Annotated in this window: 21 protein-coding genes and 2 tRNA genes; 12 read left to right on the forward strand and 11 right to left on the reverse strand. The window is 40.0% G+C overall.

Annotation, left to right across the window (positions count from 1 at the left end; genetic code table 11):
• Position 1 precedes the first annotated feature (1 nt).
• The 4 genes from H2677_RS13530 to H2677_RS13545 all read right to left on the reverse strand — a co-directional run bounded on the left by H2677_RS13530 (position 2) and on the right by H2677_RS13545 (position 3,872).
• Positions 2 to 757, reverse strand: a complete 756-nt coding sequence (locus tag H2677_RS13530; RefSeq protein WP_212638745.1) for a glycine-rich domain-containing protein — start codon at positions 755 to 757, stop codon at positions 2 to 4.
• A 73-nt stretch (positions 758 to 830) separates the two neighbouring features.
• Positions 831 to 1,577, reverse strand: coding sequence for a sporulation protein (locus tag H2677_RS13535; protein WP_004957674.1), 747 nt, complete (start codon positions 1,575 to 1,577; stop codon positions 831 to 833).
• Between the two features lie 53 nt (positions 1,578 to 1,630).
• Positions 1,631 to 3,070, reverse strand: a complete 1,440-nt coding sequence (locus H2677_RS13540) for a DUF2252 domain-containing protein (protein ID WP_212638746.1) — start codon at positions 3,068 to 3,070, stop codon at positions 1,631 to 1,633.
• 151 nt (positions 3,071 to 3,221) lie between these two features.
• Positions 3,222 to 3,872: an HAD family hydrolase gene (locus H2677_RS13545; RefSeq protein WP_212638747.1), complete on the reverse strand. Its 651-nt coding sequence runs from the start codon at positions 3,870 to 3,872 to the stop codon at positions 3,222 to 3,224.
• 183 nt (positions 3,873 to 4,055) lie between these two features.
• On the opposite strand from H2677_RS13545, the gene H2677_RS13550 reads away from it, so the two are divergent.
• Together H2677_RS13550 and ptsP are read left to right on the forward strand one after the other, a co-directional pair.
• Positions 4,056 to 4,532 carry an RNA pyrophosphohydrolase gene (locus tag H2677_RS13550; protein WP_004876647.1) on the forward strand — a complete coding sequence of 159 codons (477 nt, stop codon included), beginning with the start codon at positions 4,056 to 4,058 and terminating at the stop codon, positions 4,530 to 4,532.
• A gap of 92 nt (positions 4,533 to 4,624) precedes the next feature.
• Positions 4,625 to 6,919 (forward strand): phosphoenolpyruvate--protein phosphotransferase, encoded by a 2,295-nt coding sequence (gene ptsP, locus H2677_RS13555; RefSeq protein ID WP_004957663.1) that lies wholly within the window; start codon positions 4,625 to 4,627, stop codon positions 6,917 to 6,919.
• Between the two features lie 117 nt (positions 6,920 to 7,036).
• Here the strand turns inward: ptsP and H2677_RS13560 are convergent, their stop codons facing one another.
• The gene (locus H2677_RS13560; protein ID WP_212638748.1) at positions 7,037 to 7,495 is read right to left on the reverse strand and encodes a hypothetical protein; all 459 of its coding nucleotides are present in this window, start codon (positions 7,493 to 7,495) and stop codon (positions 7,037 to 7,039) included.
• Positions 7,496 to 8,029: 534 nt separating this feature from the next.
• On the opposite strand from H2677_RS13560, the gene katG reads away from it, so the two are divergent.
• From katG to H2677_RS13575, 3 genes are all read left to right on the forward strand, one after another.
• Positions 8,030 to 10,234 (forward strand): catalase/peroxidase HPI, encoded by a 2,205-nt coding sequence (gene katG, locus H2677_RS13565; RefSeq protein WP_212638749.1) that lies wholly within the window; start codon positions 8,030 to 8,032, stop codon positions 10,232 to 10,234.
• Positions 10,235 to 10,344: 110 nt separating this feature from the next.
• Complete coding sequence (locus H2677_RS13570; RefSeq protein ID WP_099949249.1) at positions 10,345 to 10,785, forward strand: thiol-disulfide oxidoreductase DCC family protein; 441 nt, start codon at positions 10,345 to 10,347, stop codon at positions 10,783 to 10,785.
• The gene (locus tag H2677_RS13575; protein WP_212638750.1) at positions 10,782 to 11,189 is read left to right on the forward strand and encodes a DoxX-like family protein; all 408 of its coding nucleotides are present in this window, start codon (positions 10,782 to 10,784) and stop codon (positions 11,187 to 11,189) included. Before H2677_RS13570 ends, H2677_RS13575 begins: the two co-directional genes overlap by 4 nt.
• Here H2677_RS13575 and H2677_RS13580 read toward each other — a convergent pair.
• Positions 11,176 to 12,228, reverse strand: coding sequence for an MBL fold metallo-hydrolase (locus H2677_RS13580; protein WP_099949251.1), 1,053 nt, complete (start codon positions 12,226 to 12,228; stop codon positions 11,176 to 11,178). The genes H2677_RS13575 and H2677_RS13580 overlap by 14 nt on opposite strands.
• 386 nt (positions 12,229 to 12,614) lie before the next feature.
• Between H2677_RS13580 and H2677_RS13585 the strand changes: the two genes are divergently transcribed.
• Complete coding sequence (locus tag H2677_RS13585; RefSeq protein WP_212638751.1) at positions 12,615 to 13,523, forward strand: LysR substrate-binding domain-containing protein; 909 nt, start codon at positions 12,615 to 12,617, stop codon at positions 13,521 to 13,523.
• 37 nt (positions 13,524 to 13,560) lie between these two features.
• Here the strand turns inward: H2677_RS13585 and H2677_RS13590 are convergent, their stop codons facing one another.
• The 4 genes from H2677_RS13590 to H2677_RS13605 all read right to left on the reverse strand — a co-directional run bounded on the left by H2677_RS13590 (position 13,561) and on the right by H2677_RS13605 (position 16,601).
• Positions 13,561 to 14,172 carry a glutathione S-transferase family protein gene (locus H2677_RS13590; protein ID WP_212638752.1) on the reverse strand — a complete coding sequence of 204 codons (612 nt, stop codon included), beginning with the start codon at positions 14,170 to 14,172 and terminating at the stop codon, positions 13,561 to 13,563.
• Between the two features lie 51 nt (positions 14,173 to 14,223).
• Entirely contained in the window at positions 14,224 to 14,922 is a 699-nt protein-coding gene (locus H2677_RS13595) for a helix-turn-helix transcriptional regulator (protein WP_212638753.1), read from the reverse strand.
• Between the two features lie 75 nt (positions 14,923 to 14,997).
• A complete protein-coding gene (locus H2677_RS13600) occupies positions 14,998 to 15,672 on the reverse strand; it encodes an HAD-IA family hydrolase (protein ID WP_212638754.1) in 675 nt (224 codons plus the stop codon).
• The gene (locus H2677_RS13605) at positions 15,669 to 16,601 is read right to left on the reverse strand and encodes an RluA family pseudouridine synthase (RefSeq protein ID WP_212638755.1); all 933 of its coding nucleotides are present in this window, start codon (positions 16,599 to 16,601) and stop codon (positions 15,669 to 15,671) included. The genes H2677_RS13600 and H2677_RS13605 overlap by 4 nt, the downstream gene beginning before the upstream one ends.
• A 790-nt stretch (positions 16,602 to 17,391) precedes the next feature.
• Between H2677_RS13605 and H2677_RS13610 the strand changes: the two genes are divergently transcribed.
• The 5 genes from H2677_RS13610 (at position 17,392) to H2677_RS13630 (ending at position 24,670) form a co-directional block, all read left to right on the forward strand.
• A complete protein-coding gene (locus H2677_RS13610; RefSeq protein ID WP_212638756.1) occupies positions 17,392 to 20,751 on the forward strand; it encodes an Rne/Rng family ribonuclease in 3,360 nt (1,119 codons plus the stop codon).
• 191 nt (positions 20,752 to 20,942) lie between these two features.
• Positions 20,943 to 22,784: a long-chain-acyl-CoA synthetase gene (locus H2677_RS13615; protein WP_212638757.1), complete on the forward strand. Its 1,842-nt coding sequence runs from the start codon at positions 20,943 to 20,945 to the stop codon at positions 22,782 to 22,784.
• 173 nt (positions 22,785 to 22,957) lie between these two features.
• Positions 22,958 to 23,033 (forward strand) — tRNA-Lys (locus H2677_RS13620).
• Between the two features lie 118 nt (positions 23,034 to 23,151).
• Positions 23,152 to 23,227, forward strand: a tRNA-Lys gene (locus tag H2677_RS13625).
• A gap of 267 nt (positions 23,228 to 23,494) precedes the next feature.
• A complete protein-coding gene (locus H2677_RS13630) occupies positions 23,495 to 24,670 on the forward strand; it encodes a DUF4382 domain-containing protein (RefSeq protein WP_212638758.1) in 1,176 nt (391 codons plus the stop codon).
• 46 nt (positions 24,671 to 24,716) lie between these two features.
• Here the strand turns inward: H2677_RS13630 and hemW are convergent, their stop codons facing one another.
• Positions 24,717 to 25,871: a radical SAM family heme chaperone HemW gene (gene hemW, locus H2677_RS13635; protein ID WP_168154526.1), complete on the reverse strand. Its 1,155-nt coding sequence runs from the start codon at positions 25,869 to 25,871 to the stop codon at positions 24,717 to 24,719.
• Positions 25,872 to 26,007: 136 nt separating this feature from the next.
• Between hemW and H2677_RS13640 the strand changes: the two genes are divergently transcribed.
• Positions 26,008 to 26,469: a DMT family transporter gene (locus tag H2677_RS13640; RefSeq protein ID WP_099949258.1), complete on the forward strand. Its 462-nt coding sequence runs from the start codon at positions 26,008 to 26,010 to the stop codon at positions 26,467 to 26,469.
• Positions 26,470 to 26,495 lie beyond the last annotated feature (26 nt).

Here is a 26,495-nt window from a genome sequence, read left to right on the forward strand (position 1 = left end):
TTTAATCCCCACCACAACTGCTACAACCACTTCCACAACTCGATGATGAGGACGACTGTTCTTGCAAGTATTTTGCATAATCTTTAGTCATTTTATCCAAATCAAAGTGTTGTCCATGCTCCCAATTCAAAGCTTGGTCAATTGCAAATAATCGAGGCATTTGCGTCGTGTTTCTAGGATTATATCCATGCAACATACAACTATATTTCCATGCTTCAAATAATTGCTTCGCTTGTTGCTCTGCTTGAGTCTCATCACCATAAGGATGATGATTCAACTCTCGGCCAATAGTCTGAATGCATAATTTTCTGTATTGATCAGGATATTCCAACATCTCATGCCATAAGGCATCGACTGCGTTTGAAGGCATTGCATATGCTTGCTGTTGAATTGCATGCAGGGCTAGATAATCTTTAAATCCTGTCTCTATCAGACGACGTTGCTTTAAACTAATATGTGGGTAGTGTTGTTGTAACGATCGCATAAAAACAGGGGCAAGTTTTATCTCTTGAATCTTTTGCAGTTTTTGTCTTCTGCTTCGAATGATCAGTAAATGGTTAAAGACCAGCAACATCCATATACTCGGCAAAATCACCCAAGCTGTAAACAGATGTTGTTGCCAACTAAACATCAGTAGAACAATCAAGATGGGCAATATAATCCATCGTATTTTTAAGTGTTGTTGTTGTCGATCTAGTTTCAGTAACGCATCAAGCGTAGGGGAAGTATTTTCTTCCTGATTTATTTTTATTTTCATAGTGTTATCTTAAGAAGAAAAGATGACAGTTATATGACAAAAAAACCTCCCAGATGGGAGGCTTTTAACTTGATTATGCAATCTGTAATAAACGGCGAATTTGCTGTGTGATTTGATTCACATCAAGGTTTTGATTTGAAATCGTCATCGTCAATAATTGATCTGAACGGAATGTACGATCAATTTCTAACATGATATGGGTTTGCTGTGCTTCTGCGACGAATGAAACTTCTACCTCATTAAAGCCACTAAACATATGTGAGGATACAAACTCCAACTCCTGATAGCAGCCAATTGTCGATCTAAAGTTTCGAGCTGTAAGCTGTCCTTTTTCGACATCAACAGTAGATAAAACAAAACCACACTGTTGCATCGCTTGTAAAAAGCTTTGCATTGCTGCTGTTGGCAGTACTTTCAGATAATCACGATCAGTGGCATCTAAGCCCCAATCAACATCCATATGAGTCTGAATCCAAACTCGCGCACCATTTCTACGACACGCAACTTCTGTAATTGGTGTTTCAAAAGGCAATTGAATACTAAATGGGAAAGAATGAGCCTGATGTGCAGGTAATAAGAATCTTGAATTCACTAACCATTCTTGTAAAACCAAAGGTTGATTAAACTCATGATCACCAGATTCTACTTCTGCCATCGTCATCAATTGTAAATAAAGACCATTAATTTCTTTATCAGAAGATCCCCCTTTGAAACTAATTTCCCCATGCAGTGTCTCACCTGCTTGCAAGTTTGGATTCTGTAAACGTGTTTCTACAGTCACGCCTTGAAGACCCAAACCAGACATAATTTTATTAAACATTTTTCTCTAACCTTTCGAATTATTTCATATCATCTGTAGCAGCATACTTATTGTTACAGCGCATCATCTCCAGCGAGCTGAATCTTACCATCAGCAACTTCATTCATAAATCGCTGATAGTCATTTAGATTGCGTTCTGCATAAGCTTCTGCATACGATTGCAATACCTCTACGATCGCACCACCCTCACCGAGATATCCCATCAATACGTCAGCATTTCCAGCCTTAGCGTGAGCATGAGCTAAAGCCAAACCACAACTTTCAGCATATTCATAAAAATATTCATCATCCATATCACTCAGATCAACTGAAATTTTCATATCGCGTAATTGGCGTACATGGAAATGTTGATCAAGTGTTGAAGAGAAACCTAGGAAAATATCACTAGCGGCTTGCATGAGTTGCTGACCATGCACTACACGCTCACCCTCATGTATCACTTTGTCCAAAAATAACGGACTAAGAATAGAAGGATTGGCTTCTTTCATTTGTAAAATTAATGGTTCACGATCCGCATCCTGAAATAATGCAATGGCTGATCGTGTCCCCACACTTCCGACTCCGACTACCTTCAACGCTACATCAGTGCGTTGATAACGATCAAAGAGCACTTGGCGATCATATTTCAAAGATTCACGATATTGTTTGAAGAATATATCTACATCTTTGCTAAATGGTTCATCTGAATTTGGATGCCATAATAATGGCGCATCATCCACGAAATGGCGGAATCCTGTATCTTCATCTTTTTGCGTGAGCTTAGGCAAAACAGAATACGCATTTCTTTTCTGTGCAGAATCAAGATGCTTCGCACGCTTTTTTCTTAGCTTTCGACATTCAGTATTTTCTAACAAGGTACTGGCATCAACTTTTTCGTACCACACTTGTAATGGTGAAAGTTCCGTATTTTCCAGTAGATGCTGACGGTAGCTGTTCAGCATTGTTTTAATTGCTTTTAATCCTACTTTATCTGCTAGATCAATATCACGTACAGCAATCACAAAGCTAGTGGCTAAACGTTTTAAATCCCATTCAAATGGCGCAACCAAAGTCTCATCAAAATCATTAATACCAAACAATAAGTTACGTTCTGGACTAGCAAAGCCACCAAAATTACTCAAATGACAATCGCCACAAATCTGTTGGAATAGACCAGAGTTCGACTGCTCCCAAGCTTGATCAAATAGCATCAAGGAAGGCATACCACGATAAAAGGTAAATGGTGAAACGCTCATACGTTTTGCACGAATTGGTTTAAGCAATTCTAAACGTCCTTGATTGCTCCAATCATAAATCGTGAGTGCTGTTGTTCCCTTTGGGCGTTCAGATAATTGTGATAGTTGTTCGCGTGGAATTTTTTTCCGTTGAGCTTTACCTAATTTAAAGCCTTCGCTTTTATTGAGTAATCTTCCCTGATAACTATGACGTGTCAAGTCAATCGTTTCATCATTCCAAAGTTGTTTTGGTAATTTAATTTGTGGTGTTTTTGGCATTATCCCCTCATCATTTTTTTAAATAAAATTTTATATTCTTATAATCTTGATACCAGCTTAATTCAATGTTTTTATTCAATATCATCTTTATCAAAAATAAAAAAATAGACGTCATTACAACGTCTATTTTTAAACAACTAAATTCAGAAACTTAAATCGACCAGTCTTGAATGTCCCAATCCTGTTCTTTTGCCAATTTTTCTAAGCGGTCATCAGGATTTACCGCAATTGCATGAGTTGCATACTCAAGTAAGAACCGATCATTAATCGAATCAGAATATGCCCATGACTCAGCTACTGTTCGTCCAGCCAACCACTGATCCAAACGTGCAAGCTTGCCTTTTTGATAACAAGCAATTCCCGTCACTTTACCGGTATATCTCCCGTCTACAACCTCAGCATTTGTCGCAATAATTTCAGTAATACCAAATTCACGAAAAATCGGTGCAGTAATAAAATCACTTGTCGCAGTTATCCCGACAATCGCATGTCCTAAATCTTGATGTTTTTTGATTGCATCAAAACCTTTAGGGCGCATTTTAGGACGAATAACTTTCTGCATAAACAACTGATGTAACTCAGTTAAATAAGTATTGTCATGCTGAGTTAAAAATTGGAATACAAATTCATTGTAGGCAATCGGATCAAGTTGCCCAGCTTTATAATCTTCATAGAATTTGTCATTCATTTGACGATGATGAACTGGATCTACCAAACCTTCATTGACCAAAAATTCACCCCAAGAATGGTCAGAGTCAGTATTTAACAGGGTATGATCTAAATCAAACAAAGCCAATTGCATAGAATTTCTCGTTTAAACTGAAAATTAAGAAAAAAAATGTAAATCTATCTCCGCTAGTCGATAGAAATTCGTTAAGATCATAGCAATTTTAAACATTTTACTTTGACCTTTTTCGAGTTGGACGTGAAGAGTGACTGTCCCCGAGATCAAAGTCAACGATATAGACAAAATTTAGGTAGCCAAATGATCGACTCAGAAGGTTTCCGACCCAACGTCGGGATCATTTTGGCAAACGATGACGGACAAGTCTTATGGGCAAAGCGCATTGGTCACAATGCTTGGCAATTTCCACAAGGAGGTATCCAGTTTGGAGAAACCCCTGAACAGGCACTTTATCGTGAACTGAGAGAAGAAGTCGGCTTATTGCCCGAACACGTCCAGATTATAGCGCAAACTAAAGGTTGGCTGCGTTATCGTTTGCCACATCGGTACATTCGGTCAGATTCAGATCCCGTATGTATTGGACAAAAACAAAAGTGGTTTTTACTGAAGTTAACGGCATCGCCGCATCATATTCAGTTAAACCTATCCGACCCACCCGAATTTGATGAATGGCAATGGGTGAGTTATTGGTATCCATTAGGTCAAGTGGTGAATTTCAAACGTGATGTTTACCGTAAAGCCATGATGGAGTTGTGTTTACAACTACCACAACGCTAAACATCAATAAATCATCACTTTAAGCAATGATTTTTGACTAGAGAGCTGTTATAACTAGGTTCATAACGATTTATAAATTGGAGTAAACATCCATGTCAAACATGCAACTCGACACGCTTAGACGCATTGTGCAAGAAATCAATGCGTCCGTCAGTTTGCATGACTCCTTGGACATTATGGTCAACCATGTGGCTGAGGCGATGCATGTAGATGTTTGCTCGATTTACCTATTGGATGAACGTAATAAACGCTATGTGTTGATGGCTTCAAAAGGTCTTAAACCTGAAGCAGTTGGACATGTCTCATTAAATATTGGTGAGGGTCTGGTCGGCTTAGTTGGACAACGCGAAGAAATCGTTAACCTTGACAATGCTCCTAAGCATGACCGATTTGCTTATTTACCTGAAACAGGTGAAGAGCTATTTAACTCATTCCTTGGCGTACCAGTCATGTATCGCCGTAAGGTTATGGGCGTTTTAGTTGTTCAAAATAAAGAACCTCAAGACTTTAGTGAAGCAGCGGAATCATTCCTCGTGACGCTTTGTGCTCAGCTTTCTGGTGTAATTGCACATGCACATGCCGTTGGTAATATTGATGTTTTCCGTAAGCCTACCAGTGGCTCAACATACAAAACGTTCCAAGGTGTTTCAGGTGCAGGCGGTGTCGCGCTCGGACGTGCAATTGTGCTCTATCCTCCTGCTGATCTTACGGTAATTCCAGATCGAGAAGCAGAAGATATTAGTGAGGAGCTTGAACTTCTTGATCAAGCGATTGCCTCTGTACGTAAGGAAATTCAATCCTTAGATGAAAAAATGCAAGACTCACTCATGTCTGAAGAACGTGCTTTATTTAGTGTGTTCTTGAGAATGTTGGATGAAAATGCATTACCAAGTGAAATTAAAGACCACATTCGAGCTGGAAGTTGGGCACAAGGTGCTGTCCGTAAAGTTATTGATAAACATATTGCGTTGTTTGCGCAAATGGAAGATGACTATCTGCGTGAACGTGTTTCAGATTTAAAAGACTTAGGTCGTCGAATTTTGGCATGTTTGCAAGAAGCCGATTCGAGTCATCGAGAGCTGAGCCCTGACAGCATCCTAATTGGTGAAGAAATCAGTACGGCTGCTCTGGTTGAATTACCTGTTGATAATATTGCGGCAATCGTTACTTCTGAAGGTGCTGCCAATTCACATATGGTGATCGTGGCTCGCGCCCTTGGTATTCCAACAGTTGTTGGTGTCACTGAATTACCAATCACCACACTTGATGACATTGAAATGATCGTCGATGCTTATCAAGGTCGAGTCTTCGTTAATCCGCCACGTCGATTGCGCCAACGATATAAAGAAGTCCAAAAAGAAGAAGAACAAATTGCGAAAGACTTAAAGCAATATGAAACCAAGGATGCAATTACCCCTGATGGTGTATCAATTCCTCTATTCGTCAACACAGGTTTGATGATTGATGTTGTACGTGGTGTGCAACGTGGTGCAAAAGGTGTCGGACTATACCGTAGTGAAATTCCTTTTATGCTTCGTGAGCGCTTTCCAGGTGAAGAAGAACAACGTGCTATCTATCGTCAACAGCTAAGCCACTTTGCAAATAAGCCAGTGATTATGCGTACCCTCGATATTGGTGCGGATAAAGACTTGCCTTATTTCAGCATTGAAGAAGAAAACTCGGCTTTAGGTTGGCGTGGTTTGCGTTTTACCTTAGACCATCCTGAGATTTTCTCTGCACAGATTCGCGCGATGTTAAAAGCGAGTATTGGTCTAAATAACTTACATATTTTATTACCGATGGTGACAAGCGTCAGTGAAGTTGAGGAAGTTCTTTATTTATTGGAACGTGATTGGATTGCGGTTCAAGAAGAAGAACAAGTTAAAATCACTCGACCAAAAATCGGAATTATGGTCGAAGTACCTAGTGTCCTCTTTCAAATCAGTGAATTTGCCGAGCTAGTTGATTTCTTCTCTGTCGGTTCTAACGATTTGACCCAGTACTTACTTGCAGTCGATCGAAACAACCCTCATGTTGCAAACGTTTATTCGCATTTTCATCCATCAGTTTTGCGTGCATTAAGTCGTTTAGTTGAAGACTGCCACATCCATCAAAAACCCGTCAGTGTGTGCGGCGAAATGGCAGGTGATCCTTTATCTGCGATTTTATTGATGGCGATGGGCTTTAATACGCTTTCAATGAGTTCAAGTAATATCTTGCGTGTTCGAAAAGCAATTTGTCATGTTCCAATGAGCGATGCCAAACAACTTTTGGATGAAGTACTGAAAATGAATAACCCACTGATTGTAAAAAGTTGGTTAGAACATTATTTCAGAACACATGGTTTAGCTGACATGGTGAAATCAAATCGTATGTTGAATGCTTAAATCAATACACAAAAAACAAAAAGGATGATCTGATTGGATCATCCTTTTTCTTTGAAAGAATAAAATAGTTAAACGCTTCAAAACATATCCCTATGTTCCTATTCAGAAGATTCACTATTATTGGCGATCACGTAAAAGTACTTGTTGTTTACCTGCACCCAAGCTTACGCGTGGAAACTGTCGATCATAATCAATCATAATTATATCTTTAGTCACTGGATTAGCTGCGTCAGCTTCCCAAGTAACATAATAAGTGAGCTCTGTATTGTCCTTCACAGCGGGTTGAATATGCTCACGATGCTTCTGAGGAATAGCAAATTCAACCGTAAACGGAATCTGCGAAACCTGAACCTTTTTTTCTTGAATCAAAGTGGCAGGTGCATCAGCCATACGTTTTTCTAAAGCATACAAACACACTGTACCTTGTTGTTGTGGGACTTGATATGAACTATTCCCAACAAACTCAACTGAGAGTAAATTTGAATTGCTTGCTTCCCGCTCCTGACTTTGAGGAGATGAAACACATCCCGTTAGAATAGTTATTGTTAAACCAACACCCAACGCAACTTTCTTCATTTGCTATTCCCAATCATTTCATTTATCCGAAAATAACATAAAATTTTGCCAAATCCCGTTTGCTTACAGACCATCAACAGAGTCTAAGAAACTCGATGCATTGAGCACAATTTACAGAACTACTACATGAAAATTGTTATGCATTGATGGATTTAAAGCGATTTATAATTATGAACTTTAGATAAACTATATTTACTCTCCCTAAAAAACAGAAATTGTAAATATATATTTTTAAATGATTTTTATAAAAAAATAACAAATATCATCTCTACACTTCGGCATTTCAAGTTTAAGATTTAATCAGCTTCAATCGAATAAAGCATTTAAGACATCAACTTTAATCCATTGGAAAAAAAGGTTTCACAAACCTAGAGTAAAAGTACAAAGAGTGTGAATTGATTCATATGCAATCAAATTTAGGCATCACCCAGATCGATACCCAATTTGTGTAATGGATCATTAAAGCATTCATCATTTTGAACGGTAAATAGTAAAAGTGACTTCGCTCACAGGTCACTTTGCTGGAGAAAGATCATGAGCCAAGACAATAAAGTACAATCAAATACAACGACTTCAGGACAATGTCCTGTCATTCATGGTGGCAATACCGAGGTTCATGGTGGGCCAATGGCATGGTGGCCAAATGCACTAAACCTCGATATTTTGCATCAACATGATAAGAAAACTGATCCCATGGATCCTGATTTCGATTACGCAAAAGCATTTTCTGAACTTGATCTAGAAGCCGTTAAACAAGACTTACGTGAATTGATTAATACCAGTCAAGACTGGTGGCCAGCCGATTGGGGCAGTTATGTTGGCATGATGGTTCGTACCGCTTGGCATCTTGCAGGTAGCTATCGTAAACAGGATGGTCGCGGTGGAGCGAACACAGGTAATCAACGTTTTGCTCCTCTTAATAGCTGGCCAGACAATGTCAACACAGATAAAGGTCGCCGTTTGCTTTGGCCAATTAAACGTAAATATGGCAACAAAATCTCATGGGGCGATTTAATCGTACTAGCTGGTACAGTAGCTTATGAAGTTGCTGGGTTGAAAACTTTTGGTTTTGCTGGTGGTCGCGTCGACATTTGGGCACCTGAAAAAGACGTGTACTGGGGAAGCGAGAAAAAATGGTTGGATGCAACCAAAAATCGTTATGAAAATGATCAAGATCGTACTTCATTAGAGAATCCACTTGCAGCTGTACAAATGGGTTTAATTTACGTAAATCCTGAAGGTGTTGATGGTGTACCTGATCCACTGAAAACAGCTCAAGATATGCGCACCACATTTGACCGTATGGGAATGGATGATGAAGAAACAGTCGCATTAACAGCTGGTGGTCATACTGTTGGTAAAGCACACGGTAATGGTAAAGCAGAAAATCTAGGTGCTGATGTTGAAGGCGCTGATGTCGAGTTCCAAGGTTTAGGTTGGCACAACTCTGAAGGTACGGGTAATGGTGCAAATACCATGGTCAGTGGAATCGAAGGCGCTTGGACAACACATCCAACCAAATGGGACAATGAATTCTTCTATTTATTATTTACCTATGATTGGGAACTGCGTAAAAGCCCTGCAGGTGCTCATCAATGGGAACCGATTAATATTAAAGAAGAAGATAAACCTGTTGATGCCCACAATCCGAATATTCGCCGAAACCCGATCATGACTGATGCCGATATGGCACTCAAAATTGATCCAGAATATCGTAAAATTTCTGAACGTTTCTATCGCGATCCAGCTTATTTGGCTGAAGTATTCTCTCGTGCATGGTTTAAGTTAACCCACCGTGATATGGGGCCAAAAAGCCGTTATTTAGGACCAGATGTTCCACAAGAAGATTTGATTTGGCAAGATCCTATCCCAACAGTGGATTACACTTTGACAGATAGTGAAATTGCAGAACTTAAAGCGAAGTTACTGGCAAGTGGGCTCTCTGCTTCTGATCTTATTACAACGGCATGGGACAGCGCGCGCACCTATCGTGGTTCGGACTTCCGTGGTGGTGCAAATGGTGCACGTATCCGTTTAGCTCCACAGAAAGATTGGGTAGCTAACGAACCAGAACGTTTACAAAGAGTCCTTTCAGTTTTAGAGTCAATTCAAGCGAGTTTGGCTAAAAAAGTGAGCCTTGCAGATCTGATCATACTTGGTGGTACTGCTGCGGTCGAACAAGCCGCTCATAAAGCAGGTGTCAACATCACTGTACCATTCGCTGCAGGTCGTGGCGATGCGACAGCTGAACAAACTGATGTTTACTCTTTTGAGCCATTAGAACCATTGCATGATGGTTTCCGTAATTGGCAGAAACAACACTATGATGTAACGCCTGAAGAGTTGTTGTTAGATCAGGCTCAACTCTTAGGTTTAACAGCACCTGAAATGACCGTATTGATCGGTGGTATGCGTGTGTTAGGTGCAAATTATGGCGATAATCCTCAAGGTGTATTGACCGATCGAGTAGGTGTTCTGAGCAATGACTTTTTTGTGAATTTGACAGACATGAAGTACAACTGGAAGCCAACTGGTCGAAATAGTTACAACATCGTTGAACGTGACACAGGTACAGTTAAATGGACTGCAAGTCGTGTTGATTTAGTCTTCGGTTCGAACTCGATTTTACGTGCTTATTCTGAAGTCTACGCTCAAGATGACAATAAAGAAAAGTTCGTTAAAGACTTTGTGAAAGCCTGGGTAAAAGTGATGAATGCAGATCGATTTGATCTTGCCTAAATCCTCTTAAAATGAAGAAATGAAGAAATGAAGAACCTTTTATGGTTCTTCATTTTTTTATGCTGGATTTTGAACTATGATCACAACAATGAATCAGGAAAATAATAACAATGACTACTTCACTCGATCATATAATCCAAACCAATAGCATCATCTTGTTTGATGCTCATTGTGTATTATGCTCTGCATGGGCAGATTTCATGGTGAAAAATGATCCTCAACTTCAATTCAAGTTAGCATCAGTTCAGTCACCAATAGGTCAACGTATTTTAACGATATATCAACTTCCTACTGATCATTTTGAAACAATGGTATTAGTAGAGCGTGGAAAACTATATACAGAATCAACTGCTTTTATCAGAATCATTAAGCACTTATCTTTTCCATATTCAACACTTCAGTACACTCAGTTTATTCCCAAAGTGATCCGAGATTTTGGATACCGACGAATTGCGCTCAACCGTTATCGTCTTTTTGGCAAGACTGAACAATGCTACAGAATGACACCTGAAATCGCGGCGCATTTTTTAACTGATGATATGGTCTCATGAATAAATTAATCCAAACCCATCAACGCATTTTGAAATTCAGTCAATGGATGATTGCCTTGCTATGGATTTATCAGGGTTTATTTCCAAAATTGATTTTTAAAGTAGAGGATGAACAATATATTTGGCAATACATGGGCTTAGCTTCAGAGCACATCTTCTGGATCATTTCACTTTCAGGGATCGCTGAAATTATCTTCGGTTTTATGTTTTTATTGTTTACGCAGCGATATTTACATTGGCTAAATATTATAAGTTTGATTGGGTTATTTTTTTTCGTTTTATTGATCTACCCAAACCGAATTTACCAAGCATTTAATCCTGTCGTCATGAATCTCGGATTGATTAGCCTTTCAATTATTGCATTGTGGTGTATTGATGTCCTCAAACAGATCAAGCACGAATAAAATGTCCTTCTCTTATACAATAAAATGGATTCACCAATTTTGACGAGGACTTCATTGCTTGTTGCAACTCATGTTCAGGTGCATCACGATCTTCATCGGTGAGCTGGAAAGTTCGATAGTGAATCGCCAAAGATCGGTGGGCATGTAGATCTAAATGTGCATGAAAAGCATCTTGTGGATTCATATGAACAAAACGCATCAATTGACGTGGTTCGTAAGCCCCTATTGGTAATAGAGCTACACGGGCATCACCATAACGCTCATGAATCTTTTTAAAATGCGGAGAATATCCCGTATCACCAGCAAAGAAACAATGTCCTGTTTTTGCCAATAATGAAAAACCACCCCATAAGGCCCGATTTTGATCACGCACGCCACGACCAGAGGCATGCTGTGCAGGTGTATAAGCAATTTTTAATTCATCATGAAACGGAATCTCTTGCCACCAATCCATCTCAATAACATGAAAGTGTTTAGGCAAATAATATCCATTACCAAGCCCAGTATAGATCGGCATCGCAAATTTTTGATGTAACCACTCTAAACTGGCTAAATCCATATGGTCATAATGGTTATGACTTAACAACACACCATGAATCCAAGGCAAGTGTTCCAAAGCAATACCTGCAGGGCAAACACGTTGCGGACCACGACCCTGCTGAGGACTCACATACTCACACCAAACGGGATCCGTCAGGAAATTGTAACGACCGATTTGGATCAATACCGTTGCATGCCCTACGAACCAAATTTTCCAGTCATTTAAATCAGCATGTGGTCGATTTTGAGGTAACTCAAGCATCTGATTTCGTAGATTTTGCTCGTGATGTCGATCAACGTTCCACGTATATGACTTCCGTGTTGCAAGCCATTTAAACAAGCGTGTTCGATCAAATGGTGGATCACGTTTTTCAATATTATAAAAACGATCAAAACCACAATGGTCAGAAGCCTCATGAGGAAATGGTGGTTTCCCAAAAGTATGGCTCAAGCAAGATTGGGTCGGCAATTGGTAAGTTAATGTCGGCTTATCTTTCATGTACTTCTTCTATAGTGGAATTTAATCATCTCAAGCAGCGATGGTGATCTATTTATCAGATAAATAGCTTTCTACTTTAACGTTTTCCATCTCACGTGAATGTATCAATTTTGAGAAGTTTGAATGCATTTCAATTCATGCACTTTAGTCCTCGTAGAACCCATTTAGTTATGCTGATTTTCACCTAATGAGTCAACATAAATTTATATAAAGGTTCAATTTTTTATCATGATCAGATTAAGTCACAATTTTAGGTTTTTAATACATTTTTTCTATCTCAAAACTGAGCACATCGGTCATAAAAACAGCTATGATATAGTCTTACGCCAGTTTCACCCATTATCAATCTTTCTAAAACTAGAATAAGGCACACTTGGATTCGTCTTATGGAATTACGACATTTACGTTACTTCATCACCGTTGCCGAAGAGCTAAGTTTTAGTAAAGCAGCAATTAAGCTTCATACAGCACAGCCCTCTTTAAGCCAACAAATCAAGGATTTAGAGGATGAGATTGGTGTTCAATTATTTCATAGAACCAAACGAAAAGTAGAATTGACAGATGAAGGTCACGTTTTTCTAGAGCAGGCACGCTTAACGATCACTCAAGCAGATAAAGCAATGACAATGGCGCGACAAGTTGCTGCTGCAAAAGTTCAATGTCTTAGAATTGGATTCGTTCCTTCAGCAGAAATCCGTATTTTTCCTTATATTTTGCCACGTTTACGCGTGAAAATTCCAAAACTACAAATTTGTACACTCAATCTAAAAGAAACTGACCAAATTACTGATTTAAAAAAAGGTGATTTAGACATTATTTTTATTAATCAAGATTTTCAAAATGATACTTTTGCCAGTCAGTTAGTTTTGAAAGAGCCTCTTGTATTTATGCTCCCGAAACAACATCCTTTTGCTAAATTTGAAGAAATTAAACTTGAGCAATTAAAAGAGTTAGAGTTAACAATCCTCTCTAATAAGCTGTCACAGCCTTTATCGAAAACGATTTTGCAATATATTGAATTTAATAAGATTCAGTTCAAAACCATCCATGAAACCAATCATATAGTGGATTGCATTCAAGCGGTAAACTCGGGTGTGAGCTGTGCAATTCTGCCATCCTACATGGAAGCCCTAGCGACTGATGAAGTCATTGTAAAACCCTTAGCCAAGCCATTGCCCAGTTTGGATGTATTTATGGCGTTTAATAAAAATCCCCCCAATCAAGCGACCGAACAATTTTTGGAAGAGATTAGACAAGTATTTGCACTTGATCAATTTGCACTTTATGCAAGCTGAAAAAAAAGCCGAATTGTCGGCTTTTTGATGTTTGGACTTAAGCATTACTAAAGAATTCAGCAAACTTCTGATAACTTGGGCGCTGACTAACATTCTGTAAATATCGTTCAATCGCAGGATGCGACTGTACTTCACCCATTTTCAACTGCCAAAATAACATTGCTGCAACTAACACATCAGCAGCGGTGAATTGTTCTCCACATAAAAAAGGAGCTGCTTCATTCAATCCAACCACAAAAGCATGATAAGCATCTTGGTAGTCACCATAACCAATCGAAGATTTCTGCTCAGATGTAACCTCATTTATACCCAACATTCGATCTGTCGCTGCCGCTTCCCATGGCCCTGAGATAAAGAACAACCAACGATAATATAAACCTCGTTTGGGATCGTTGAGTGCAGGTGCTAGTCCTTTATCGATAAATTTATCAGCTAAATAAGCACATATTGCACCCAATTCATAAATAACAATGTCACCATCAACCAGAACAGGTACTTTACCAAAAGGATTCATCTGCAAATATTCTGGTGTTTTCATTTCAGTTTTAAATGCAACCTCTATACGCTCACATTCAATTTCGAGTTCTAGTAGTAGCCAATCCACGACCACACCGCGTGAAAAACTATTGGTATAAAGTTTAAGTGCCATTTTTGTATTTCCTTGTTTATTGGTTTTATTTAAATTTAATCGCTTTGATTGTCAGTTTTTGTCAGTAGTCGATTCACAGACTTCTTGAACCCACCATTGTTGAAATAATTGCTGTTTGAATTGTGGATAATGAACTTGGGTCAAACTTAACTCACGTATTCTATCGATACGAAAGTGTCTAAACCCTTCGCGTAACTCACACCATGCTGCTAACACAATACGATCATTAAAATATCCTAAAGCAAAAGGCCAAAGCATTCTTGTACTTATTCGTTGTTGCTCATCTGCATAATCCACGAGGATTTTTACTTGTTGGCGGATAGCTAAACGCACTTGCTCAACGAGCATTTCATCGACAGGCAACCATGTATTAATCGACCTTAAGGTCGTCTGCTCTAGCAAATGCTGACAGTGCTGAGGTAAAACTGCATTCAGTTTAGCTAACAAGGAGGTTGATGCCGCTTTCAGTGCTTGATCAGGAATGTCTTTTAACCAATTCAACGCAAGAAAAATTGCTTCAATTTCAGTTTCATTTAAAGTCATTGGCGGCAAAAGAAAATCTTCTTTTAGCTGAAATCCCAGTCCTGCCGAAGCATCAATACTGACGCCTTGCTCACGTAGTGTTTCAATATCTCGATATAAAGTGCGTTGGCTAACCTCAAGACGTTCGGCTAGCGCCTGTGCAGTAACAGGATAACGGTATTCTCTAAGCAGTTGTAATAAATGAAGTAAACGAATGGAACGACTCATACTTTCCCTATTTTTATTATTTAAGATAGGGATTGATCAATCCCTATCTATGTCGTCTCAAATGATTTTTGTTGTTTAACTTTCAGTTAAAGCAAACTCAGCTAGGTAATTGCGCAAATACTGATGCAACTCCGCCACATCATTTGCAATCGTCAAAGGTTGATACTGTACTAATGTTTCAACAGTATGCACTCCATAACTCACTCCAATTCGAGGCATGCCAATATTTTGAGCCATCTCAAGATCATAACTGGTATCACCTACCATAATTGCAGATTCAGCAGCCACATCCATTTCCGTGAGTATTTCCTGCAACATCAGCGGATCTGGTTTTGACTTAGTTTCACTAGCTGCGCGGGTAATATCAAAAATGTGATGGCTATTGGTTTGGCTCAAAACTCGATCTAAACCTTTACGACTTTTACCAGTCGCCACGGCAAGTTTTAAACCTTGCTGTTTTAACTCTAGCAAAAGTTCAGCAACACCCGTAAACCAAGCATCACCTTTTGAGTTGGCAACATAATGATCTGCATAGCATTGCAAAATATCTTGCTGTAAATGCGGTACCTGTGGAAATAAAATTTGCATGACTTCAGGTAAGCCTAAACCAATAATACTTTTTGCAGCATCATCGGTAAGCGGTTGTTCAAACTGCTGTGCTGCGTATTGCAGACTTGCCACGATTTGCCCAACCGAGTCAAACAACGTCCCATCCCAATCAAAAATGACTAATTCAACATTCTGACTCATTTTTGCTTTCTCAACTCATTAATCACCTGTTGCATATCTTCAGGCATTGGTGCTTCGATGGTTGGGTAGTTCGGAATATCTAAGCGCATTGCATGCAAGCATAAACGACGTGCTTCAGGACCTGTATAAGCTGTATTGTGACCATACTTATCATCCCCAATCAAAGGATGCCCGATACTTAGACCATGTACACGAATTTGATGCGTACGACCTGATAAAGGTGAAGCGTGGACTAATGTTGCGGCTTTAAATCGCTCAATCACCTTCCATTCTGTCTTACTAGGTTTACCTTCTTTAGTGACACGGACACGTCGCTCACCATTCGCAAGTTCATAACGAAGTAAAGGTGCATCAATCAATTGTTGATCCAAACTCACTTGCCCTTTGACAATTGCTGCATAGGTCTTCTTAATCTTATGCTCACGCAATAAGTCCTGAAGTAACTTGAGGGTACTTCGCTTCTTACTAATCATCACTAGACCGGAGGTATCACGGTCAATACGATGAATCAATTCTAAATATTTTTTGCCTGTCGCAGCACGCATGGCTTCAATCAAGCCATATGCAACCCCGCTACCACCATGAACTGCAATACCAGATGGTTTATTCACCACTAATAAGCCTTCATCTTCGTAAACCACTCGACCGAGTAAACTTTGCGCTACACCATCACTCACAGGTGCATCGATTTCATCTTTTTGTTCATAACGAATCGGCGCAACTCGAATTTGGTCACCAATACTCAGTCGTGTTTCTGCTTTTATTCTTTTTTTGTTGACACGAACCTGTCCTTCACGAATCAAACGATAGATTCGACTTTTAGGAACACCTTTTAATCGGGTAAATAAAAAATTATCGATTCGCTGCCCTTCTTGATGCTCATCCACGTCAAACCAAGTGACACTTTGCCATTGTTGTGTAGAATTCATACGTTCGATTCATCCAAGATTTGCTAAATACGATTAAAAAATGATCATTTAGCTAAGTTATTTCACAAGAAACCTAAACTTAGCCCATAGGCAGATGCCGCAAGGTTTGATATATTCAGCGCACGGATACCACCGTAAGTGAGCATCAAATCAGAAATTTTATTTAGATAAAATTTTAAATCGATGAGATCTTCACCAACAACTCGGATAGGTCCTAAAGAATTATGCCGACGCCGAAGGCTTATTATATCGGCAAAATGACAAACTGTTGCGTTTAATTGTGCATCAGCACATGCAGTTTGCTCAGAAAAAATATGTCGCCAGCAATTTGTTGGTTATTAAACGTAAACTGATCCACATCAGACAATTTGCTCCCTGATGTCGCATTCAGGCTAAAGCGTTGATGCATTGGAACTGCTAAGCAGTGATACGATGATCATTCCGTATCAAGACTTCCAGATGGATCGACTTCAATGCTTAATGACAGTGAAAGTCACCATCCAATGCACCGCTCACCCGCCAGTGAAGCGTACAGGAAACTTTGATTATGTCGGGGTCTTACCATATTTCTCAGATGCAAGACAGAGATGAAATATCAATAGACCAAAGATAGAAGCAGTATTGCCAACATCGAAACAACCGTATCAAAGCCCAAACTGGAAATTTACAGTCAGTGGTTTCAGAGCTTCGCAAATAAAAGTAGCCTCTGAGTCTTGATCGCGTCAATTTGATGTTTGCTCAAAAGTATTGAGCTTGTTGTTTGTGTGCATCACTATTAGGTGTCACACCCATGAAACGTATGTTGATTAATGCAACCCACGCCGAAGAAGTTCGCGTTGCACTTATCACTGGTAATCGCCTTTACGATTTCGATTTAGAAAACCGTACTCGTGAACAAAAAAAATCAAACATCTACAAAGGTCACGTCACTCGCGTTGAACCATCTTTAGAAGCGGTTTTCGTCGAGTATGGTGCTCAGCGTCAAGGTTTCCTTTCAATGCGAGAGATTGCAAACTCGTATTTCAAAGCAGATCCTCGTCAAACTTCTAACATTCGTGAACTAATCACCGAAGGTACTGAACTACTCGTTCAAGTTGAGAAAGAAGAGCGTGGCAACAAAGGTGCTGCCCTCTCTACCTTTATTTCTCTTGCAGGTCGTTATTTAGTTCTTATGCCAAACAACCCGAAAGGTGGTGGTATCAGCCGTCAAATTTCAGGTTCTGTGCGTGAAGAGCTAAAAGAAATTTTATCTTCTCTAAATGTACCTCGTGGCATGAGCGTGATTGTTCGTACCGCAGGTATCGGTCGCACCCAAGAAGAACTTCAACTGGATTTACAACATTTGTTGGATCTTTGGGCTCAAATTCAAAGCTCTGCAAGTTCAGGTCCATCACCAATGCTTGTTCATCAAGAAGCGGGTGTAGTGACGCGTGCTATTCGTGATTACTTACGTGATGACGTTGCAGAAATCTTGATTGATAGCGAGCAGGCATATAACGAAGCGTATAACTTTGTTAAAGCAGTAATGCCACGTCAGCTTGATAAGTTAAAAACTTATACCTTGAATGAGCCTTTATTTGCTCACTTCGGGATTGAAAGTCAAATCCAAACCGCTTATGAACGTGAAGTAAAACTTCCTTCAGGTGGTTCAATTGTGATTGATCAAACTGAAGCTTTAGTTTCAATTGATATTAACTCAGCGAAATCAACGCGTGGTCACGATGTTGAAGAAACTGCATTAAATACCAATTTAGAAGCAGCTGAAGAAATTGCGCGTCAACTTCGCTTACGTGATATTGGCGGTTTAGTTGTGATCGATTTCATCGACATGACCAAAGATCGCAACCAACGTATGGTTGAAGCGAAATTACGTGAAGCGACACAAAGCGATCGTGCACGTATCCAGTTCGGTCAACTTTCACGTTTTGGTCTGATGGAAATGAGCCGTCAGCGCTTACGTCCTTCTTTAGAAGAAGCGACAGGTTATGTGTGCCCACGCTGTCATGGCACAGGAATGGTTCGTGACTTACGTTCACTTTCACTTTCGATTATGCGTAAAGTTGAAGAAATTGCTTTACGTGAACGCCAAGGTGAAGTTCAAGTTGAAGTACCTGTTGAAATCGCTGCGTTCTTATTGAATGAAAAGCGTCACAGCCTTGTTTATCTTGAACAAACTTCAAATGTACGTGTCACTGTGTTGCCTCACCCGCACTTGGAAACACCACATTATCAAATCCAGTTCAATCCAGATGGCTTTGCCCCATCTAGCTACGAACGTACTGAAGCAACTCGTTCAAGTGAAAAAGAACTTGGTTATGAGTCTTCGGATTGGCATTTAGAAGAAGCAGATCACAGCCATCCAGCTGCTCCTGCACAAAATGCAACAGCACCACAAAAGAAAGCCCATCAAGCTCAAACTGCACAAGCAAAACCAGCTCAAGCCACTGTACAGAAATCAGCAAGCCCTTGTGCTTGGTTAGAGAACTTATTTGTTCAAAAACAAGCTCAAACTACTGATCAATCTCGTTCTGCGCAAAATGCTGCTGCTGCCATTGAGCAAATGATCAATAACGGCGCAGTAAGTCGTGGTCAGTTTGGACAAGTGAATATCCCTGCTCCTGCTGCTGTAGAAACACCTGCCCCTGCAAGTAATAACGCTTATATTTCACAAGCACCAGCAAAACAAGAAGCACGTGAAACATTTGAAAAAGACGAAAAATCTCATCGTCCTAATCAAAACCAGAAGAAGCGCAAACATAAAGAACAACGTGAGCAACACTCACATGCACATGAACCACAAAACCAAGTGCATGAAGAAGTGACTCAAGTTTCACGTCATGAACAACGCCAAGAGCAACGCGAACAAAAACGTCAGCAAAAGCGTCATCAACCTCAAGAAGCTCAGCAGCAACATCAAGAGACTGCAGTGAATGAGTCTGCGCCTTTGCCACGTCGTGATCGCAACAATCAACAGCGTCCGAACCGACCAAACCGTCATCGTGACCAAAGTGTTTTAAATGAAACTCCAGTAGTCACAGCTGAAGCGGCAGTTAATCCACAACAAGTAAAAGTGGACGTTGTTGATGCACCACGTGCGGAAGCGATGAACACGGCATTGATCGTAAATATTGATCAAGGTCAAAGTGAAATCGTTGCAATTAATGTAGAAAAAGCACCGTTAGATGTGCCTCACACTGAGTCTGTAAAAGCTGTAATTGCGACAGCAGAAACAGTTGAGCCAACTCAAGCGACACAGCCAGAAGTTGAAGAAACTGCTGTTGTTGAGCCATCAACTCAAGTAGCGCCTGTAAAACGTGCAAGTAACGATCCTCGTTCACGTCGCCGTTCGCATCAAGGTGGCGGGCATACTAATCAAAAGCCAGCACCTAAAATTGCGCACTCGCAGATACCAACCTTAGGGCAATATACTCTTGGTGGTCTGATTCGCCATATCTATGGTGAAGATTGCACAATTTTGATTGAACAATTTGGTTTAGTCACAACGTTCAACCGTGCATTACAAAAGTTCGCTGAACAATACGCAAGTAGTATTGCAGTAGAGACTGTTGTGGTTGAAGAAAAGCGTCCTGTTACACGTGATGCTGTTCTTCCTTCACAGAAGCCAACTCAGGAAGCAGAACCTGCACCAGTGTTACCTTTAACACCACCTGAAGCTCCTGTGACTCGCGTTGCAAATGACCCTCGTGAACGCCGTCGCCTTGCCAAACTTGCTGCGGAACAAGCGAAAGAAGCACATATTGCAGCGAACGCTTCAGTAGCTCAACCAGCAACTACCGCAGAGACGCCAGTTGAAGCGAAAGAAGCTGAACCAGCAACTTCTACTTCAGAGCCAGTTGATGGAATTCCTGAGCAGCAACCTCTCGAGCTCACAACGGCAACAGAAGTGCAAGATGCTCAAGAAACTGCTGCAGAAGTAATTGAAGAAGCACAAACCACTGTTCTTCAACAAGAAGCAACTGAAACAGAAACCGTTGAAGTCGCTGTAGCCGAAGAAAAAGTAGAGACTGTTGTTGAAGGTGATGAGACTGAAGCGGAAGATGAAGCTGCGAAACTAGAGAAAGATAAATCTAGTCGCCCTCGTCGCCCTCGTGGTCGTCCACCGAAAAAAGCAACTGCTGGCAATGAATAATTTGCTAAATTGCACACAATAAGCACAAGCCTAGTCATTTCGATGACTAGGCTTTTTTGTTATTTTGTCAGATTAGGTTGATTGCTCTAGGAACTTCCCATTAAAAAACAGCATTAACAACAATGATGTTAATGGTTGTGTTCCAACAGATAGCCATTTTTTGGATTGATCGAAAAATAAACAGGATTGATATGAGCCAAACTACACAGACCGATATTATTACCCTTAGTGATGTCGCAACTCGCCTTCCCAACTTCATCACAAAAGTACCTCATATCCTCAATGGTCTTAAACAGGCTTATTTGCGGACGCCTACTTCCCCAGCAGGCTTAGGAATTGCCTTTGAAAAAGCAGTTAAGCGTAATCCGCAAGGAATCGCCCTGTTATTTGAAGATCAACGTTATAGCTACAGTGCTTTAAACGAATGGGCAAACCAAATTGCACATTACTACTTGTCGCTTGGGGCAAAAAAAGGTGATGTAATTGCAGTGATGGTTGAAAACCGTCCTGAATTAATTGCCACTATTGTTGCTTTAGCTAAAATTGGCGTAACGATTGCACTTGTAAATACATCACAGGTCGGCAAAGTTCTTGCACACAGTATTAACTTAGTTAATCCTATCGCGGTGATTGCTGGTGAAGAAGTACGAGCTGCGATAGATGAAATTCGCCAAGATTTAACTGTTGCTCAAGATCGTTTCCATTGGTTTGCAGATCAAGAAACTCGTCAAAATGCAGGCGTAGCACCTAAAGGCTATGTCAATCTTGCTCAACAAATTGATCAATTCCCTAAATTCAATCCATCAACCACACACACTGTGACAGGTAAAGATGGATTATTCTATATCTATACATCTGGTACGACAGGCTTGCCTAAAGCAGTAATCTTCACGCATAGCCGTTGGACACTTGCTTATGGTACATACGGTCATATTCTAAATTTAGGTAAAGATGACGTAATGTATGTCACTTTACCACTCTATCATGCAACTGGCGTCGTCGTATGCTGGTGTGGTGTGATTGCTGGTAGCGCAACTCTAGCTGTACGTCGTAAATACTCGACGAGTGCATTCTGGAAAGATGTTCAGAAATTTAATGCGTCAGCGATCGGTTATGTCGGTGAATTATGTCGTTACCTCATGGATGCACCAGTTACAGAACTTGACCGTGCTCACCGTGTTACCAAAATGATTGGTAACGGTATGCGACCAAATATTTGGGGCAAATTCAAAGAGCGCTTTGGTGTTCAAGAAGTCCTTGAACTTTATGCATCAAGTGAAGGTAACGTTGGCTTCAGCAATATTTTCAACTTTGACAATACAGTTGGTTTTTCTCCTACACCATATGCAATTGTTGAATACGACAAAGAGAAAAACGAACTAGTACGTGACAGCAAAGGTTATTGCAAGAAAGTCAAAACAGGTCAAGTCGGCTTACTCGTAGGTAAGATTACTAGCCGTTCACCTTTCGATGGTTATACTGATCCTGAGAAAAACAAATCAGTTATCTTGAAAGATGTCTTTACTAAAGGTGATTCGTATTTCAACACAGGTGATTTAGTACGTGACATTGGCTTCCGTCATGCACAGTTTGTAGATCGTTTGGGTGATACTTTCCGTTGGAAAGGTGAGAACGTTTCAACGACTGAAGTTGAAAATATGGTTTCTGAATACGAAAAGATCGCTGAAGCTGTCGTTTATGGTGTAGAAATTCCAAACACCAATGGTCGTGCAGGTATGGCTGCTATCACTTTAACCGATGGCGCTGAACTGAATGATAATGACCTTACGGAAATGGTCAGTGTATTCAAGAAATGCTTACCAGCTTATGCGATTCCAGTGTTCTTACGTGTACAAGCCAAAGTTGAAACAACAGGTACCTTTAAGTATCAAAAGAATAAGCTGAAAGAAGATGCATTTGACCCAAGCAAAACAGATGAACGCTTGTTGGTTTTATTACCAGGCGCAACGAGCTACTGTGATGTAAATGCTGAAATCTTTGAGAATATTCAGGCATATCAATACCGTTTCTAGTTTATTTTTTAGCTAAACAAGAGGAAATCGTGCTTTTTATAAACAATCATGCAGATGTTTTTAAATTTCCTCTTGTGTTAGCTGAATAAGTTGCTAGAATACGCAACATCAAAACGAAGACGCACTTAGAACTGATTGGTTTTACTTGCGAAGCATGTTTAATCGCTTGCTTAGGGTCGTTAGCTCAGTTGGTAGAGCAGCGGACTTTTAATCCGTTGGTCCCGCGTTCGAGTCGCGGACGACCCACCACTTAATGTTTTGATAGTTTGTAAAATGTATTTTACAAACGCCTGTAAGAGGTTTAACTTAGAAAAATGATAGATTTTCTCTAAGCTCTAAGTAAACGTTATTTACTTACCCTCACTCAGGGTCGTTAGCTCAGTTGGTAGAGCAGCGGACTTTTAATCCGTTGGTCCCGCGTTCGAGTCGCGGACGACCCACCAAATTCTAAAAAACCTCATCATATGATGAGGTTTTTTTATGCCTATTCATGAAGTTAATATCTGTGAAGTTAGGATTTGTGATTACTTCATCTAAAATGATATCTAATCATGATCTACAACTATCTTTATGTATAAAACAGAAACCAGCTCACACCAATTTAATCAATAAAAACAAATATTTATAATTATACAACATAGTATTTTGACAAAATCTTTTATATTCCGAAAACAATTTTACATACTATTCTCGGATGAAAGGACCTATTCATGAAGAATATTCAATTGATTAGCTTGGTTGCTATAACTTCTTTAGGCTTAGTTGCATGTGGTGGTGGAAGCAGCGCTGATAATAATTCAAACAATACAGGCACGCTCAATGTCAGCCTAACCGATAACCCTGCTTGTGGAATGGATCACGTCTATGTCACTGTCAAAGAGGTAAAAGTACATAGCAGTAGTACAGCAAAAGATAGCGATGCAGGCTGGTATTCAGTAAAACTCGCTAACCCTAAAAAAATAGATTTACTTACACTGACCAATGGTGCTCTCACAACTTTAGGACAGACCCCTCTTCCAGCTGGGCGCTATACTCAAATCCGTTTAGTTCTAGATCAAAATCAAGGATCAAAATGGGCTAACTCTGTTGTTCCTACAGGAGGTACCGAGCTAGCATTGACGACACCGAGCGCGGCTCAGAGTGGCTATAAAGTCGTGGGATCATTTGATGTAAAGCCAGACACACTAGTTGACCTTGTTTTAGATTTTGATGCATGCCAATCTATTGTGAAACGTGGAAATGGTTCATACAACCTGAAACCAGTTGTCACAGCAACACCACAAGTTGTGAGTGGAACCATCAGTGGCTTCGTCAGCCCAAGCCTTGCTCAAGCAGGTGCAACCGTTTATGCACAGCAAAATGGTGAAATCATTAAAGGTACTCCTGTACCAGCAACAGGTGACTTTAAATTAATGCCACTTGTCCAAAGTAAAACTAATGGCAACTATGACATTGTTATAACAGCTCCTGGATATGCAACTGCAGTGATTAAATCAGTTCCAGTCACCGCTGAACAAACCACCACCATTTCTACTCAAGCATTACCGATTAATACAAATGTAACAACACACTATCGTGTTAGTGGAACAGCGACTCCAAGCAGCGACTTAATTAAAGTCAATGCAAAACAAACTAGTGGTGGTACAACTTATACAGTAAACACCATCAATGCGACTTTAGACACTGGTGCCTATAACTTATCCTTAAGTACAGGTGCACCTTATTTAGGTCCATATACAGGTACATTGCCAATCGTATTCACTCCTGATAATACCGTAAATGGACAATACACTATCAGTGCGACCGATACAGTAAAAGCAACGACTCAAAATGCACCTGTTACGATTTCAACGATGGATGTAAACAACATTAACTTTAATTTTTAATATTTGTGCTCCCTTTAGCGATGCTCGTTAAAGGGAGTTTTTGCTCTTATAAGAATGATTCTAAGACTGAATTTAAAAAAATATGTCCCTGCTCAGTACAAGCAATTTTACTTGTATCATCAAGCAATAATTTTTTCTGACGTAATTTACTCAATGGTGTTTGCAGGTGATTTAAATCTAAACCTGTTCTTTGCTGATAAAGCTCAGCAGCAACACCTTCATTTAAACGTAAAGCATTCATCATAAACTCAAAAGGTAGCTCATCAGCCTCGATACGTTTCATTTGTAGATGTTCGGCAGGAACTTTAGCAAGATAATCTTTTGGTAAACGCGTTTTTTGGAAACGGTATACTCCATCAGGTCTTGTGACCTTGCCATGTGCACCAGCACCAATCGCCAAATAATCACCAAATTGCCAGTAATTCAAATTATGGGCAGATGGCTTTTCTTTTCTCCATGCTGACACCTCATAATTAATAAAACCATTCGCAATTAAATATGCTTCACCCAGTTCTTGAATCTGCTCCAAAATCTCATCTTGCGGTAAAGCAGGTTGAGTTCGAAAGAAAACCGTATTCGGCTCAATCGTAAGTTGATACCAACTGATATGCGTTGCTCCATGCTCCACAGCCAACTTAAGATCTGTTAGAGCTTGTTCGACAGTTTGCGAGGGTAAACCATGCATAAGGTCTACATTGACGCGCTCAAAGCCTGCTTGACGAGCCTGCTGAATTGCATCCATAGCATTGTGCGCGGAATGGATACGTCCTAAGCGTTGTAAGTGCTCTGTATCAAAGCTTTGCACACCAATCGAAAGGCGATTGATCCCAACAGAAAGATAATCAGCAAAAGGATCATGCTCTACCGTTCCAGGATTTGCTTCTAAGGTAATCTCACAATCATCTGAGAAACTTAAACGTGCTTTAAGCTGGTCAAAAAGCCACTGATAGCCTTGAGCGGAAATCAATGATGGCGTTCCACCACCAATAAACACACTATGAATTAATCTTCCCTGCGCCATTTCAACTTGTGTTTCAAAGTCAGCGACCAATGCTGTTAAATACTGCTGTTCCAAATCCATCGAGAGTTGACCATCAGGCACAGCATGTGAATTGAAGTCACAGTAAGGACACTTACGCACACACCAAGGCATATGGATATACAAGGAAAGTGGGATATTAATTGGATTTAACAGACTCAAAGTAGAAGCTCAATGACAGAACATCGCTATTTTAACATGACTCTTACAGAGTCTGTTGCTGCTTCTATAGACACGGCTTATCATCCTGTAAGTATTCAGTTAGACTGAGATAACGAAGAACAATTACATTGAGATGATGATGAAAATTTCTAGCCAATTGCTACTCTTTCTGCCTTTAGCCTTTGGAGTAGGAATTGCAATGGCATTTCAAACTGCAATAAATTCACAATTGAGAGAACATCTAAGCTCTCCTCTTCAAGCAGCATTTCTTTCGTTTCTCATCGGTACTGCTGTTTTAGCGGCACTCGTCTATTTTCAGGATGCATCGAAACCAAATTTACATGAACTTTCAAGCATTCCATGGTATTTATGGATTGGTGGATTTCTCGGTGTTTATGCGATTAGCATGAGTATTTATACTGCTCCAAAATTAGGTTTTCTCACATTTTCAGGATTAGTTATTTTTGGTCAGATCGCTATTTCAATGCTGCTCGATCATTTTGGCTGGTTAGGTACAGATAAAGCACCTATCAACTGGCAGCGTTTACTCGGTGGTATCATTATTTTTATTGGCGTTTTACTCACTTTACAGCGCTAACGTTTCTTCCGTTTTTAATAAATAAG

The sequence above is a fragment of the Acinetobacter junii genome (genome assembly GCF_018336855.1).
In the GTDB taxonomy this organism is placed as follows: Bacteria; Pseudomonadota; Gammaproteobacteria; order Pseudomonadales; family Moraxellaceae; genus Acinetobacter; species Acinetobacter junii.

Coding starts and splice junctions, on each gene's coding strand:
- H2677_RS13595 (WP_212638753.1), bottom strand. CDS start 14,922: ATGAGTCGTTCCATTCGTTTACTTCATTTATTACAACTGCTTAGAGAA.
- H2677_RS13640 (WP_099949258.1), top strand. CDS start 26,008: ATGATGAAAATTTCTAGCCAATTGCTACTCTTTCTGCCTTTAGCCTTT.
- H2677_RS13580 (WP_099949251.1), bottom strand. CDS start 12,228: ATGAAAGATAAGCCGACATTAACTTACCAATTGCCGACCCAATCTTGC.
- H2677_RS13540 (WP_212638746.1), bottom strand. CDS start 3,070: ATGCCAAAAACACCACAAATTAAATTACCAAAACAACTTTGGAATGAT.
- H2677_RS13600 (WP_212638754.1), bottom strand. CDS start 15,672: ATGAGTCAGAATGTTGAATTAGTCATTTTTGATTGGGATGGGACGTTG.
- H2677_RS13575 (WP_212638750.1), top strand. CDS start 10,782: ATGAATAAATTAATCCAAACCCATCAACGCATTTTGAAATTCAGTCAA.
- H2677_RS13570 (WP_099949249.1), top strand. CDS start 10,345: ATGACTACTTCACTCGATCATATAATCCAAACCAATAGCATCATCTTG.
- H2677_RS13590 (WP_212638752.1), bottom strand. CDS start 14,172: ATGGCACTTAAACTTTATACCAATAGTTTTTCACGCGGTGTGGTCGTG.
- ptsP (WP_004957663.1), top strand. CDS start 4,625: ATGTCAAACATGCAACTCGACACGCTTAGACGCATTGTGCAAGAAATC.
- H2677_RS13550 (WP_004876647.1), top strand. CDS start 4,056: ATGATCGACTCAGAAGGTTTCCGACCCAACGTCGGGATCATTTTGGCA.
- katG (WP_212638749.1), top strand. CDS start 8,030: ATGAGCCAAGACAATAAAGTACAATCAAATACAACGACTTCAGGACAA.
- H2677_RS13615 (WP_212638757.1), top strand. CDS start 20,943: ATGAGCCAAACTACACAGACCGATATTATTACCCTTAGTGATGTCGCA.
- H2677_RS13535 (WP_004957674.1), bottom strand. CDS start 1,577: ATGTTTAATAAAATTATGTCTGGTTTGGGTCTTCAAGGCGTGACTGTA.
- H2677_RS13530 (WP_212638745.1), bottom strand. CDS start 757: ATGAAAATAAAAATAAATCAGGAAGAAAATACTTCCCCTACGCTTGAT.
- H2677_RS13610 (WP_212638756.1), top strand. CDS start 17,392: ATGAAACGTATGTTGATTAATGCAACCCACGCCGAAGAAGTTCGCGTT.
- H2677_RS13605 (WP_212638755.1), bottom strand. CDS start 16,601: ATGAATTCTACACAACAATGGCAAAGTGTCACTTGGTTTGACGTGGAT.
- H2677_RS13545 (WP_212638747.1), bottom strand. CDS start 3,872: ATGCAATTGGCTTTGTTTGATTTAGATCATACCCTGTTAAATACTGAC.
- H2677_RS13560 (WP_212638748.1), bottom strand. CDS start 7,495: ATGAAGAAAGTTGCGTTGGGTGTTGGTTTAACAATAACTATTCTAACG.
- H2677_RS13630 (WP_212638758.1), top strand. CDS start 23,495: ATGAAGAATATTCAATTGATTAGCTTGGTTGCTATAACTTCTTTAGGC.
- H2677_RS13585 (WP_212638751.1), top strand. CDS start 12,615: ATGGAATTACGACATTTACGTTACTTCATCACCGTTGCCGAAGAGCTA.